This window comes from Methylomonas rivi (genome assembly GCF_024505165.1).
GTDB lineage: Bacteria > Pseudomonadota > Gammaproteobacteria > Methylococcales > Methylomonadaceae > Methylomonas > Methylomonas rivi.
In genome coordinates, this window is the sequence record NZ_JANIBK010000017.1 from 17,079 (window position 1) to 30,435 (window position 13,357).

Consider the following 13,357-nt stretch of genomic DNA (forward strand, 5'->3'; position numbering starts at 1 on the left):
ACCAAGCGGTGAATTTTACGAGAACCGAATTTCAATCATGTGATTGAACTCAATGATTAAGCCTAGCGGCTTGCATTCCAAACTTATTTTGCGATTAGCGGAAAAAACGAAAGGAAAAATCGCCGCTCATTTTCGTTCTTCGTCCTGTCTCTTTGCGTTGTCGGCAAATTGGTTAAACCAGCTTTGCAGAATCAGTTGCGCGGCCAGTTGGTCCTGAACTGCCCATAGTTTACCGGCACTGACTTTAAGGTCATCAAATAACAATTGCTTGGCGGCAAAAGTGGTCAGGGTTTCGTCGATTTGATGCACTGGCAGATTGTAGCGGCCGTTGAGTTGGCGGCAAAATTTTTGCATGCGCGGGGTGACGATATTGTCCGAGCCGTCTTGTTGCCGGGAAATACCCACCACCAAACCGAGCGGACGCCATTCCGCAATCAGTTTGCCGATGGCATCCCAGTCCGGCACTTGGTTGAGCGAGCGTAGGGTTTGCAAGGGGCTGGCGATGCCGGTATCCGCGTAACCCACCGCGACGCCGATTTTTTTATTGCCGAAATCGAACCCCAAATAAGCGTCGCTGCTGAATTTGGCGGCCAGCGGGTCGGGCTTAACCATGGCCGGCGGCGGTAGTGAGGCGATTGATGTCGATGCCCAGTTGGCTGGCGGCGGCATTCCAGCGTTGATTGACCGGGGTTTCGTACAAAATGGCTTCCCCGCAAGGCGTATTAAGCCAGGCATTTTCGACGATTTCCTTTTCCAGTTGCCCGCTGCCCCAGCCGGCATAACCTAGCGCAATCAGGTAATGGGCCGGGCCTTGGCCCTTGGCGATGGCTTCCAGAATGTCGCGGGAGCTGGTCAGGTTGATGTTGTCGGCGGTCGAGATACTGGAATCCCAGGTTTGTTCGCAGGGGCTGTGTATTACGAAGCCGCGTTCCTGCTGCACCGGGCCGCCGGCAAAAACCGGCGTGTTCAACACCTGTTCCAGGTCGGTTTCTATGCCCATTTGCTCGAAAATATCCTTCAATTTCATATTGGTGGGGCGGTTGATGACGATGCCCAGCGCGCCTTCCCGGTTGTGTTGGCACAAATAGGTCACGGTATGAAAGAAGTGCGGATCGAACAGGCTGGGCATGGCGATCAAAAATTGATTATTCAGGTAAGTGCTATCTGTCATAACTATGCTGGGTTGGGCTAGCGGGCGGTCATGCCGGTTTCGTCTGAAAACTTCCAGACCCGGGTAATGACTAAAACGTTCACTTCCTTGAGTAAGTCCGTCGGTAATTCCGCGAACGGCGCGCTCATTTTGACGATGCGTTTGGCCGCTTCGTCCAGCGCGGCGTTGCCGGACGATCTGACGATGCGCATGCTGTAAATGCTGCCGTCGGCGTTGATACCGACATCCATGGTCAGCGATTGCGACGCGCCGGGTTTTCTGGCCGCCGCGGGATAATTGAGATTGCCGGTGCGTTCGACCTTGTCTTCCCAGTCCTTGACGTATTGCGCCGCCAAATATTTATGGGTGCTGACCGAGCTGACGAATTTGATTTTACTGTCTTCGGCGCTTTGCCGGGTATTGCGGATCTGTTCGCCCAATTGGGCGATTTGCTGCTGCAAGGCTTCGGCGGTGAGTTTGGGTTGTTCCGTATTCGTTTCTTCCACCGGCTCTTCGACCGTTTCCACGGGGGCGGCGACTTTTACCGGGGCCTTGGCTTGGGTAACGACTTTTTGCGGCGTCGGTTTTTGAGCCTCGCGGGCGGGTTGTTTGGGCGGTTCGGCTCGAACGGGCGTTGCGGCCCGAACTGGCGGCGCGGGCAAGCTTTGCTTAACGGGTTCGGGTTTTTGGGTGGCGTCGCCCGCCCCCAGTTGATGATCCTGGGCCAGGTATTTGGCTGGCTTGGGGGCCTTTTTTAAGGGGGCGTGCGACAAGGTGATCTCGATCGATCTGTTAGCCTTCGGCGCTTGCGGGGCTTTAAAATTGATGCCCAGTAAAATGCCGACGTGCACCAGCGTTGCAACGAATACCGCCAGTAACAGCGAGTCGTCGTTGGAAAGCGGTGAGCTCGTGAGAGGCTGGTCTTGCATCATCGGGATTTACTGTTTCGGTTGTAGCCGGTTTTGGATATGGTCCATCAGTTGCGCGCTGATATTGATGCCGAATTGCTTGTCGAGTTCCTGCACGCAGGTAGGGCTGGTGACGTTGACTTCGGTCAGATAGTCGCCGATCACGTCCAGGCCGACGAAGACCAGACCCTTCTCGCGCAGGGTAGGACCGACCTGTTCGGCAATCCAGCGGTCGCGTTCGCTGAGTTCGCGGCCTTCTCCGCGGCCGCCGGCGGCCAGATTGCCTCGGGTTTCGCCGCTGGCCGGAATTCGGGCCAGACAATACGGCACCGGCTCCCCATTCACCATCAAAATACGTTTGTCTCCGTCCTTGACCGCCGGCAGATATTTTTGCGCCATGATGTAGCGCGAGGCATGCTCGGTCATGGTTTCCAGGATCACGCTGAGGTTGGGGTCGTTTTCGCGTACATGAAAAATCGAGGCGCCGCCCATGCCGTCCAGCGGCTTCAGGATGATTTCCTTATGTTGCCGCAAGAAGCCGCGAAGTTTTTGCGGGTCGCGGGCGACAAACGTGTCGGTGCAGCATTGCGGAAACCAGGCGGTATACATTTTTTCGTTGGCATCGCGCAAGGATTGCGGCTTGTTGACCACGTAAACCCCCTGCCGTTCCGCTTGTTCCAGCATGTAGGTGGCATAGATGTATTCCTGGTTGAAGGGCGGGTCCTTGCGCATCAGGATCACGTCCAACTCGGCTAAATGGATTTCCCGCTCGCCGGTAAAACGATGCCACTGGAGCTCGTTGCGCTCGACCTCCAGCAAGCGGGAGCGGGCAAATGTCTGGCCGTTTTGCAAAAACAGGTCGCCCAGTTCCATGTAATGCAGCTCCCAACCGCGCGCTTGCGCCTCCAGCAGCATGGCGAAACTGGTGTCTTTTTTGATGTTGATCTGGCCGATGGGATCCATGACCATGCCGAATTTAAGCGTCATTCGCGTCCTGTTTTAATTAAGTATCGAAAGATAATTGCAAAATTCTAACAAATTATTTTTAAGAATGTTGTTTACCGGCAAAAGTATTTTTGGTATAAAGCTCGGCTATTTTGAATCAAAAGCTCGCATTGAGGTAGTCATGTCCAGAGTATGCCAAGTAACCGGTAAGCGTCCCGTCAGCGGGCACAACGTTTCACACGCAATGAACAGAACCAAAAGACGTTTTACGCCGAATCTGCATCATCACAGATTTTGGGTTGAAAGCGAAAACCGTTGGGTTCGCCTGAGAGTATCCTCAAAAGGCATGCGTATTATTGACAAGAACGGTATCGATGCCGTGTTGGCCGACATCCGCGGCCGCGGCGAAAAAGTTTAAGGAGAATTAACATGCGCGATAAAATCAAATTGGTTTCGACAGAAGGTACCGGCCACTTCTACACCACCACCAAAAACAAAAAAACCATGCCCGAGAAAATGGAGATCAAAAAATTCGATCCCGTGGTTCGCAAGCATGTGATGTATAAAGAAGCCAAAATCAAATAACCGGCTTTTTGTTGTCAAAGCGACAGGCTAGTCAAGCATTCCGCTTGCGCTAGCCGACGCTTCAGTTCTTCCCCCCCATTCTTTCCTGCTCGGTTTTAAATTTTTCCAGTTGCCTGGTCAGCGACGAGCATTTCAATTCCAAGGTCATTTTTTCCGCCTCCAGCGCCCGGCATTTGGCTTTGAGCTGCTGAACCACTTGCCTTAAGTCGCCGGTTGCCGCTTCTTCCGTCCGCTCGTCGGTTTGCTCTGCCAGGGTCAACGGAGACGGTTCGCCGACGGGGCCGGAAAGGTTGCCGGTTTCGGTGCCGTCGTCAATGCTAAACGAGGCGGGTTCGGCGCGCAGTTGCTCCGGGTCGAGGCCGCTAATGCCGTTTTTCAGGATCAGCGCGTTGAACTTATTCTGCTGCAGTATAAAGGCCGCCATTTCGCTGGTTTTGCCGTCTTTGCAAACCACAATGACCGGATGATGGCGATTCAGGGTTTTCAGATACATGCGCAGCGAAAAAAACGGCACATTCGTGCTGTTCGGCAGATGGCTGTTCTTGTATTCATCGGGGCCGCGCACATCTATCACTTCCGCGCCCTGGCGCGTGTGCTCGTGCAGGCCGTCGATACCGATGTATTTGAGCGTGGGCAGCTTGATCAGGTTAATGAACTGTTCCTTGCCCAGCCGTAACAAGGTCATGTCGGTGATCGCCGTAACCGTGGTGCTTCTCGGTTCGCCGGAAATCAAGGCATCTTCGCCGAAGGTATCCAGGTCGGCCAGTTTGGACAGTTTGATATCCTTGGCATTGGGAGACGGCTTGCGGCTGATTACGGCCTGGCCTTTTTTGATGATGTAGTAATAATCGCCCGGTTCGCCCTGGCGAATGATGGGCACGCCCGGAGCGCAGCTGATTTCTTGTAAACTCATCAGCAGTTTTTGCAGGTTGGCGGGTGGCAGCGCGCGAAAAATAGGCGACTTCAATAAAGTCGTCATCCAGTCACCGTTCGCGTCCAAATCGTCAACCATCATAGTGCTTTCGTTCTCTTCATAAGCGGTTTCTGTTGTTATTTTCATCATATCAGCATTCAAACGCAAAAACTGAATTCTGCTATTGGCTACCGCATCAACTTTTCTGGGTACTTGGTGGGCGATCGCAAAACGGGCCGAATCGCTGCCGGCCTTGAGGGTTTCTATTGTGAACGTTTCGGTTTGCAAATTAATCGAGCCGTCCAGCAAATAATAAAGGCTGGTGTTCCGGTCGCCGCGCTTGAACAAAACCGCGCCCTGTTCGGCGTGTTCGAGCTGTAATTGCGCGCACAGGCTGATAAACGCTTGCGACGGCAAGGTCGATAGAGGAATCAATTGCCGGATGATGCGGGCTTCTTCGGACTGGGAATCGACTGCCATGGTTTGACGCAGGATGAGCGCGAATTAAAATGCCGGGAGCAAAAGCGCCTATCATAGACGATTATGCGTTAATATTTTTTAGTGAAACATTTTTACAGCCGGCTTGTCCATGCTGGCTCATTGACTGCCGGAAGACACTTATGACCAACAAGACAAAAATAGGGCTGTTTTTTTCACTCGTTTTCACTGTTTGGCAAACCCATGCCGCATTGCCGCTGCAAGTGGATGGCGAGCAATTGCCGACCCTGGCGCCGATGCTGGAGCGCAGCATGCCGGCCGTGGTAAACATTTCCACCTCCACCAATGTGCGCATGCAGGACAATCCGTTACTAAACGATCCGGTGTTCCGGCATTTTTTCGGCATACCCAATAATCCGCGCCAGCAGCAGCGGAACAGTTTGGGCTCGGGTGTCATCATCGACAAGGATGAAGGCTATGTGCTGACCAACAACCATGTGATCGACAAGGCCGACAAAATAACCGTCACGCTTAGCGATGGCCGGCAATTGAACGCCAAACTGTTGGGCACCGACCCCGAGGCCGACGTGGCGGTGATCCAAATTCCGGCCGACAATTTATCCGCGTTGAAGATTGCAGATTCCAGCCAATTAAAAGTAGGCGATTTCGTGGTGGCGATCGGGAACCCTTTTGGATTGGGGCAAACCGTTACCTCCGGCATCGTCAGCGCCCTGGGCCGTTCCGGCTTGGGCATAGAAGGCTATGAGGATTTCATTCAAACCGATGCCTCGATCAATCCCGGCAACTCCGGCGGCGCGCTGGTGAACTTGCGCGGCGAATTCGTCGGCATGAATACGGCGATTCTGGCGCCCAGCGGCGGCAATGTCGGCATCGGTTTCGCCATTCCGTCGAATATGGCCGTCAAATTGATGGAGTCGCTGGTTCAGCATGGCGAAGTCCGCCGCGGCTTGCTGGGCGTGACCACGCAGGATTTAACCGCGGAACTGGTGAAGGCCTTTAATTTGAAAGGCCAGCACGGCGCGGTCGTCAGCCGCGTTGACGCCGGTTCGCCGGCGGAAAAAGCCGGTATCGAACCCGGCGACATAATCGTCGCGGTTAACGGGCAGGAAATCAGGAACGGCAGCAGCCAGATCCGCACCGCCATCAGTTTGTTGCAGGTGGGCGATACGGCCAATATCGAGGTCATGCGCGGCGAGGAACGTTTGAGTTTGCAGGCCGTGATAGGCAAACCCAAGCGTCCTGAAATCGCGGGCGACAAGATACATCCGATTTTGAAAGGGGTGACTTTGGGCGTGACCGGTAAAGGCCAGATCGAAGGCGTGTTATTGGAAAAAATCGAGCCTAAATCGTATGCTTGGAAAACCGGTTTGCGCCCAGGCGATATTATCGTCAGCGCCAACCGCTACCGGGTCAGAAATCTGGATGAATTTAAACAAGCAGTCGACCCGCAATCCGCCTTATTAATCAATTTGCAACGCAACGGGGAAGGTTTTTTCGTCGTACTGCAATAATGCCGAGTTGGCGCCGGCCGGGTTCAGGGCCTGCGCCAACGCTCGATTTCCGCTACGGACGGTTTTCGCGGTTCCGCGCTACCGGCGGTGCTCGGCTTCGTCCATGTCCAGCGCGAAGGCAATGTCATCGGCCATGTCGCCCAGCAGCTTGATCGCCTGATTGGTAAATGCGCCGGTGGTACCCGCGTATAGCGAAAACACCCCCCGTACCCTGCCCTTGACCGTGATAGGCAGGGCCAGCACGCTATGGTAGCCCAAGGCTAACGCTTTATGCCGCCAGGCCTGAGTACGCGGATCGCGTTCGATATCGTTGCTGCCGACGCTACAAGCTTGATTGTAGGCGGCATTGGCCGGATAGGTATTTTGATCGCCGGGCGCGGCTAAATTATTGAGTTGCTCCAGGGTTTCCCTATCGATACCGGCGAAAGCGGCCGGAACCAGCGCCTTGCCGCCGGCGTCCGGCCAACCGACCCAGGCCATGCCGAAGCCGCCATCCTGTACGGCAATGCGGCACACTTCTTTTAACAGTATATCCGTATCGCGCAAGTGCACGATAGCCTGATTGATGTTGCTTAACAGGGTATACACGCGGGTCAAATTGGCCAGGCGCGTTTCGGCATGTTTACGCTCGGAAATGTTGTCTTTTACCGCAATGAAATGGGTGATGCCGCCGTCCCTGTCGCCAACCGGGGTGATGGTCAGCGATTCGGTATATGAAAAGCCGTCTTTATGCGTATTGACAATTTCCCCGCGCCAGACCCGCTTGCCGAGGATGCTGATAGACAAGGCCCGATAAAATGCTTCGCTTTGCAGCCCGGAGCGGACTAGGTCTTTGGGCGGTTTGCCGAGCGCGTCTTCCAAGGGGAAGCCGGTCAGGGCGGCAAAAGCCGGATTGGCCCAGCGGATGACGGCATGATTGTCGGTAATGACGACGGCATTGGCGGCTGCCTTGAGCGCCGCGTTCGGCAATTGCAAGCGGTTTTCGGTTTGCTCGCGCAAAGCCGCGGCCTCCTGCAATTGGGCGGTGCGCTCCGCTATCAGCTTGTGCAGATTTTGCTCGGATTGCAGTAGTTGGGCTTGCAAATGTTTTCCGGATTGACGCAGGCCGGCCAGCTTCCAGCAACCGATACCTTCCAAAAGCAACAGCGCCAGCATCGATCCCAGAACAGGCTTGAACAAAGCCCGGTCGCCGTACAGCGCCTCGGAGGGCAACAGGGAGACAATTTTCCAGGCATTTGCGGTTACCTCGTCCGGCCGGGCGTCATCGTCCCGGTCGGGGTAGAGCGTATCGAAAGTCCAGACCCCGGCGGCGTCCTCGAATTGGCCGCGCTCGGCTTGCTTAATCCGCTCCCAGATTTCGGGGTAGTGATTAGAAAAACCGGGCGTTGTGGGCGTGAAAATAAAGCCACGGTTTTTGTCGGGCAAAGGGCTGTTTAGCCAGAAGCCTTGCGGATTAAGCAGCATGGCGCGGCCGGCAATTTCGGTTCCGGCCTTCTCGAAGCGGGCCAATAATTCGGCGCCAAAATAATTGAGAACTACAATGCCGCGCCGCCCGCCAAGGCTGTCGAATACCGGCGCTGCAATACGCAGCATGGGCTTGTGGGGGAATTCCAGATTGGCATGTTCGATATTCAGGTCCAGGGGGGACACGTAAACCGCGCCGGCATTTAATTTATGGGTTTCCATAAAGTAATATCGGCTGCTTTTGTCTTGCAATTCCGCCTCGGGTGTCCGCGATGGCTTGCCATTGTTATAATCGATGCGCACTCGCTCATAGCCGGATTCGTCTATCCAGCGAATCTGGTCATAAATTTTGGTCGCGGCCGATAGGTTAAGCATATCCAGTTCGAAGTTATGCAACGCGTCGGGGGACGGATGCTCGAGGATGCGTTTCAGCTGGTAGTGGTCGGTAATCAGGCGGAGATCGCGCCTTGCCGTCCGCAGGAGGTTGTCGAGGGCGTCTTTTTTGAGTTCGACGCCGATGCGTTCATGCGCCCTATTCCGAATGGAAATGCGCTCTTGAACGCCGTGGTAAAAATAGTAAGCGCCCGCGCAGGTCAATAGGGCCAGGAATAAATAGCGTTTTAGAAACTGCGCCAAGTAAGGTCGGCTCAGGCTAAATGTTATCAATTTAGCCTTTACCATGCCGGTAAAGTCGGAGTAAAGGGCGTGCCGAATGCATATAGAGCGGATGCGGAGGTTTAAATTGGATACAGGGCCAGTATATCGCAGTCCGGACGAATTGCCAGCCGGCTGGAGAATAGGTTGAGGGCGTGAGCCACCGGCTTATACGGTTCCGACGGCGTGCGGAATAAACCGGCGGGTTATGCCAGCATTTCCCGCAGTTGCGCCAGACTGGCCTTGCCGCGCTGTTTGATCTCTTCCGGCGGCAGTTGTTTTTTATTGGCCCATTCCAGATCGTCAGCCGGCAGTTCGCTTAAAAACCGGCTGGGTTCGGATTCGCTGATTTCGCCGTAGCGTTTGCGATGGGTGCAATAACTGAAGGTCAGGGTTTTCTGTGCCCGGGTGATGCCGACGTAGGCCAGCCGGCGCTCTTCCTCGATATTGCCGCTGTCTATGCTGTTTTGATGCGGCAACAGGTTTTCCTCCATGCCGATCAGAAACACATGCGGAAATTCCAGTCCCTTGGCGGCGTGCAGCGTCATTAAACTAACCTGGTCGCCGGCTTCCTGTTCCTGGTTCCTGTCCAGAATATCCAGCAACATGACCTTGGCGATCACATCCGCTAGCGATTTCCCCTCGCCCTGTTCGTTGCCGGCAATCCGCTGCAGCCATTCGATCAATTCGTACACATTGCTCATGCGGCGTTCGGCGGCGGCCGGGGTTTTACTGTTTTCCTGCAACCATTGCCGGTATTCGATCTGCTCCAGCATTTGCTGGATGACTTTAAAGCTATCTTCCTGCTCGATTTTGCGGGCGGTCTCGTTGATCCAGCCGCAAAATTGCCCCAACCTCTGCACCGATTTTTCCGACAGCCGCTGCTGCAAGCCAAACTCGGAACAGGCGTCGAACAGGCTGATATGGCGTTCGTTGGCGTAGGCACCCAGCTTTTCCAGCGTGGTGGGGCCGATTTCCCGCCGCGGGGCGTTGATGATGCGCAGAAAAGCCGCATCGTCGCCGGGGTTGACCATTAACCGCAGGTAGGCCAGCACGTCCTTGATTTCCGCATAGCTAAAAAACGAGGTGCTGCCGCTGATGAAATACGGCACGTTGTTTTCGCGCAGTTCCTTTTCGAACAGGCGCGACTGGTGGTTGCCGCGATACAGAATCGCGTAATCGGCATAGCTGCCGCCGTGCTTGAAGCGGTGGTGGACGATTTCGGCGGCAATCTGCTTGGCTTCGTGCTGATCGGATTTATGGCTCAATACCCGCAGCGGATCGCCGTAGCCCAGTTCGCTCCAGAGTTTTTTCTCGAAGGTATGCGGATTGTTGGCGATCAATTGGTTGGCGACTTTCAAAATCCGCCCGCAGGAGCGGTAGTTTTGCTCCAGTTTGATGACTTGCAGGCGGCCGTAATCTTTCTGCAACTGGCCGAGGTTTTCCGGCTGCGCGCCGCGCCAGGCGTAAATGGATTGATCGTCGTCGCCCACCACGGTGAAGCGGCCCAAATTGCCGGCCAACAAGCGCACCAATTGGTACTGGGTGATGTTGGTATCCTGGTATTCGTCCACCAGCAGATAACGGATTTTGTTTTGCCATTTTTCCAGTACCGGCGCATGTTGCTGAAACAGTAATACCGGCAGCAAAATCAGGTCGTCGAAATCGACGGCGTTATAGGCCTTCAGGCTGCGGGTGTAAGCATCGTAAAGCCGCGCGGCGGCAAGAGTGGTAGCATCGGCGTGGCCGAGAGCCTGTTCCGGGGTGACGAAAGCGTTTTTCCATTGGCCGATTTGCCGGTTATATTGCTCGACCTCGTCGAGGTCGCAGTCTTTCAGGCCGTGGCCGATCAGATTGCGCAACAAGGCCAGCCGGTCCTGTTCGTCGAACAGGGTGATGGCGGCTTTGTAACCCAGGGTTTTGTGCTCCGCCCGCAGGATGTCCAGCCCTAGCGAGTGAAAGGTCGATACCCGCAGGCCGCGGCTTTGTTTGTCGTCCAGCAATTTGGACACCCGGCTTTTCATTTCCCGCGCCGCCTTGTTGGTAAAGGTGACGGCGGCAATATGACGGGCGGGCAGGCCTTGTTGCACCAAATAGGCGATTTTCTCGGTAATCACCCGGGTCTTGCCGCTGCCGGCCCCGGCCAGTACCAGCAGGGGACGGTCTATGATTTTAACGGCGGCTTGTTGTTGCGGGTTGAGTTTGGGCGACATGGACCAGGTTTGCTTTAGTGGTTTTTTTGCGGGCGGCCGCGGATATCGAATCGGCAATCGCGGCACTGTTGTTCCGTGCCGGATATGCGGTGTTCAACGCGCCATTAACGTAGCCCGGGGCGCTGAAATTCACGCTGTCCACGGCATTTTCCGGCTGCTGAAAATTTCAACGGATTATTGGGCATTACCGGCCAAAGCGCAATGCCGATTCGGTTTGCCGCAATGCTTATGAAGAAAATCGGCTCAAATAATACGCCGGTATTATTCCACCGTCCCCTGCAAGCGGGTAATCCAGGCCTGTTTGGCTTGCGGGTCGACGTGAAAACCCAGCGCCCAGGGTTTGTGCAGCAGGCCGTCCTCGCCGGAGGCATTGGGGTTGAGCTGGCGTTTTTGCACGAAATCCACCATGCGTCTGACGTTGTAAATAGCCAGCACCCTGTTGTGCTCGCTGCCGCGATAAACCAAATAACCGACATTATCCTCGCTCAAGGCCGGGTTGCGCTCGATCAGGGCTTTTAAGGCGCCGTCGTAATGCCGGGCCATGTTCTTCAATACCGAGTCGTGATGACGGCTCATGATGGTTTTGAAATGCGGCGCCAAAGTGCGGGCGATTTGTTGCTCGTGCAGGTGTTCGATGTCTTCGTCGTACATTAAAAAACTTTCCGCCACCAGATAATGCTGGTCGCGCTCGCCGTCGTTGGCGAACAACGAAAGTTTCGCCAGCGCGGTATCCTGCAAGGCCAGCAGAAAAGCCTGCGGCGAGCGGATGTGTTTGTCTATGGTGACCACCCAGGGCAGGGCCCGGCCGGTGGCTTCGTAACGCGATTTGACGCTGCCGATCACGCCGGCCCGCGACAACTCTTCTTCCCGCCCGGCCGGTTTGACCAGAAACGCATCGACGGCGGTGATTTGAGTATGGAAGCCGGCGCTTTGAAACTGGCTGATCACGGTCGAGTAACGCGGTTGATAAGGAATGCCGGTACCGTCGTATAACAAATTGATGCGATTCTGCCGGGCGTGGTCAGCCACCAAATCCCGCAAGCGGTTGGCGAACGGCTCCACGTAAACGTAATCGTCGCTATGATGATTGGCGGCGGTCAGCAGGCAATACAAATCGCTGAGTTTGCGGAATTCGTCCAGCGAGGCCACCACGAAATTGTCCCCGCACTGGGAGCGGGCGATTTCCTCCACCGCTGTTTTGCCGGCCCCGGCCCCGCCCATGCACATGAACAGCTTCGGTTTATCGACGGCGGTTTTGCCGTTAAAGATGTTGCGTAGCGCGGTTTGCAAGGCCAGGTTGATTTTGCCCAAGCGTTTATAGGCAATTTCTATGGTGCGTTGCAAACGGCTTTCGCCGTGGGTGGCCGCCAGCATTTTGTGTTTTAGGGCCGGATTGTCCGCCAGTACAAACACCTTGGCCTGTTCGCCGGCAAATTGCCTGATTAAATCCAGTAGTTCGGCGTGACTGGGCGGGCGCAGGCTGGTCAGCATGTTGATGTCCAGGCAGAACAGCGGCGCCACGCCATCCTCGCGAACCGGGATGGCGTCGATTTCGGTTTTGCCTGGCGCGCGCAACTCCTCGGTGCCGGGCAAATAGCCTATGACGTGTTCCGAGACGCTTAAAGAATTATCGGCAAAATGCTGGCCGGTAATGAATTGGTCGACTTGGATGCTGTCCAGCGGCACCAGGCCGCCGTTGACGGTCACCAGGCAATCGATGCCGTCCGCCGTGGTGTGGGATAAAAACGGAATGCCTTGCAGAAAGCGCTTGTTTTCCGGCCATTTGCCGTAGCCGTTGGCCTTGTTGACCAGGCTATGGGTGCGGGTCGGATCCAGCGCATTGCTAAACGCCTGGGTGATGGCGGCATGGTTGCTGTCCGGGTCGTGCAAGGCAATGGCATCCGCATGCGCCAGACGGCGGAAGTCTATGCCTTGTTCGTATACGGCCTTGAAGGCCGGCAAATTCCCCAGCGCGGTAATAAACAGATCCAGGGTAATGCGGTTGCCGAAGGAATAGGGGCGAATAACCCGCAGTTCCTGATAAAAACTGGCCAGGCGGGCGGCGATGTCGTCGCATTGCATGACAAAGCCGTTGTTGTCGAAAATCGCGCTGTCCTGATTGCTGTCGCCATCCAGCACCAGGCGTTCGATGGCAATCCGGAAGCGTTTGCGCTTTTCCTTCTCCAGCATGGTGCCCGGCCGGTGGTTGACCGTGATCTGTTCCCTCCAGTCGCTGAACATCTCCCGGTGGATGCGGGTGAACAATTCGGTCATATAAGTGACGCGCTTGGTTTGGTCGTGGGAGACGGTGGATTCCAACTCCTGCAGCAGCCGCGACAACAGCCGGCTGCCCTGGGCAATCCCCAAAGCGGTTCGCAAGCGCTTTAGTTGCCGATAACCCGGAATGTCTCGGTTCGGGTTTTTATTCATGCTCATCCCCCTGATTGCTGGCCCTGCTCTTGGACGGTGGGCTCCGCTGGTTTTAATAATTATTATGCCGGCCTTGTCCCTGGCCTTCGTGCCGGCTAATGCTGGGCCGCGCCGGCCCCTGCTAC

Annotated in this window: 11 protein-coding genes; 3 read left to right on the forward strand and 8 right to left on the reverse strand. The window is 55.4% G+C overall.

Features of this window, described 5'->3' with window-relative positions:
* Positions 1 to 126 precede the first annotated feature (126 nt).
* Genes ruvX through gshB form a run of 4 tightly spaced genes read right to left on the reverse strand, consistent with a single transcriptional unit; the run spans position 127 to position 3,045 of the window.
* Positions 127 to 612, reverse strand: coding sequence for a Holliday junction resolvase RuvX (ruvX, locus tag NP596_RS05125; RefSeq protein WP_256614194.1), 486 nt, complete (start codon positions 610 to 612; stop codon positions 127 to 129).
* Positions 605 to 1,171 carry a YqgE/AlgH family protein gene (locus tag NP596_RS05130; RefSeq protein ID WP_256614195.1) on the reverse strand — a complete coding sequence of 189 codons (567 nt, stop codon included), beginning with the start codon at positions 1,169 to 1,171 and terminating at the stop codon, positions 605 to 607. The genes ruvX and NP596_RS05130 overlap by 8 nt, the downstream gene beginning before the upstream one ends.
* Before the next feature lie 17 nt (positions 1,172 to 1,188).
* Positions 1,189 to 2,079, reverse strand: coding sequence for an energy transducer TonB (locus NP596_RS05135; protein ID WP_504129735.1), 891 nt, complete (start codon positions 2,077 to 2,079; stop codon positions 1,189 to 1,191).
* Between the two features lie 9 nt (positions 2,080 to 2,088).
* A complete protein-coding gene (gene gshB / locus NP596_RS05140) occupies positions 2,089 to 3,045 on the reverse strand; it encodes a glutathione synthase (protein WP_256614197.1) in 957 nt (318 codons plus the stop codon).
* A 139-nt stretch (positions 3,046 to 3,184) separates the two neighbouring features.
* On the opposite strand from gshB, the gene rpmB reads away from it, so the two are divergent.
* Together rpmB and rpmG are read left to right on the forward strand one after the other, a co-directional pair.
* Positions 3,185 to 3,421: a 50S ribosomal protein L28 gene (gene rpmB / locus NP596_RS05145; protein WP_013816852.1), complete on the forward strand. Its 237-nt coding sequence runs from the start codon at positions 3,185 to 3,187 to the stop codon at positions 3,419 to 3,421.
* Positions 3,422 to 3,432: 11 nt separating this feature from the next.
* A complete protein-coding gene (rpmG, locus tag NP596_RS05150; RefSeq protein WP_045778960.1) occupies positions 3,433 to 3,588 on the forward strand; it encodes a 50S ribosomal protein L33 in 156 nt (51 codons plus the stop codon).
* Between the two features lie 61 nt (positions 3,589 to 3,649).
* Here the strand turns inward: rpmG and NP596_RS05155 are convergent, their stop codons facing one another.
* Entirely contained in the window at positions 3,650 to 4,981 is a 1,332-nt protein-coding gene (locus tag NP596_RS05155) for a cyclic nucleotide-binding domain-containing protein (RefSeq protein ID WP_256614198.1), read from the reverse strand.
* A gap of 140 nt (positions 4,982 to 5,121) precedes the next feature.
* Here NP596_RS05155 and NP596_RS05160 point away from each other — a divergent pair, with 140 nt between their 5' ends.
* Entirely contained in the window at positions 5,122 to 6,471 is a 1,350-nt protein-coding gene (locus NP596_RS05160) for a DegQ family serine endoprotease (RefSeq protein WP_256614199.1), read from the forward strand.
* A gap of 78 nt (positions 6,472 to 6,549) precedes the next feature.
* Here the strand turns inward: NP596_RS05160 and NP596_RS05165 are convergent, their stop codons facing one another.
* The 3 genes from NP596_RS05165 to NP596_RS05175 all read right to left on the reverse strand — a co-directional run bounded on the left by NP596_RS05165 (position 6,550) and on the right by NP596_RS05175 (position 13,232).
* The gene (locus NP596_RS05165) at positions 6,550 to 8,601 is read right to left on the reverse strand and encodes a GAF domain-containing protein (RefSeq protein ID WP_256614200.1); all 2,052 of its coding nucleotides are present in this window, start codon (positions 8,599 to 8,601) and stop codon (positions 6,550 to 6,552) included.
* A gap of 194 nt (positions 8,602 to 8,795) precedes the next feature.
* Positions 8,796 to 10,802 carry a DNA helicase Rep gene (gene rep, locus NP596_RS05170; RefSeq protein WP_256614202.1) on the reverse strand — a complete coding sequence of 669 codons (2,007 nt, stop codon included), beginning with the start codon at positions 10,800 to 10,802 and terminating at the stop codon, positions 8,796 to 8,798.
* A 261-nt stretch (positions 10,803 to 11,063) separates the two neighbouring features.
* The gene (locus NP596_RS05175; protein ID WP_371927906.1) at positions 11,064 to 13,232 is read right to left on the reverse strand and encodes a zeta toxin family protein; all 2,169 of its coding nucleotides are present in this window, start codon (positions 13,230 to 13,232) and stop codon (positions 11,064 to 11,066) included.
* Positions 13,233 to 13,357: the final 125 nt, after the last annotated feature.

Coding starts and splice junctions, on each gene's coding strand:
- gshB (WP_256614197.1), bottom strand. CDS start 3,045: ATGACGCTTAAATTCGGCATGGTCATGGATCCCATCGGCCAGATCAAC.
- NP596_RS05160 (WP_256614199.1), top strand. CDS start 5,122: ATGACCAACAAGACAAAAATAGGGCTGTTTTTTTCACTCGTTTTCACT.
- ruvX (WP_256614194.1), bottom strand. CDS start 612: ATGGTTAAGCCCGACCCGCTGGCCGCCAAATTCAGCAGCGACGCTTAT.
- NP596_RS05175 (WP_371927906.1), bottom strand. CDS start 13,232: ATGAATAAAAACCCGAACCGAGACATTCCGGGTTATCGGCAACTAAAG.
- rpmG (WP_045778960.1), top strand. CDS start 3,433: ATGCGCGATAAAATCAAATTGGTTTCGACAGAAGGTACCGGCCACTTC.
- NP596_RS05135 (WP_504129735.1), bottom strand. CDS start 2,079: ATGCAAGACCAGCCTCTCACGAGCTCACCGCTTTCCAACGACGACTCG.
- rep (WP_256614202.1), bottom strand. CDS start 10,802: ATGTCGCCCAAACTCAACCCGCAACAACAAGCCGCCGTTAAAATCATA.
- rpmB (WP_013816852.1), top strand. CDS start 3,185: ATGTCCAGAGTATGCCAAGTAACCGGTAAGCGTCCCGTCAGCGGGCAC.
- NP596_RS05155 (WP_256614198.1), bottom strand. CDS start 4,981: ATGGCAGTCGATTCCCAGTCCGAAGAAGCCCGCATCATCCGGCAATTG.
- NP596_RS05130 (WP_256614195.1), bottom strand. CDS start 1,171: ATGACAGATAGCACTTACCTGAATAATCAATTTTTGATCGCCATGCCC.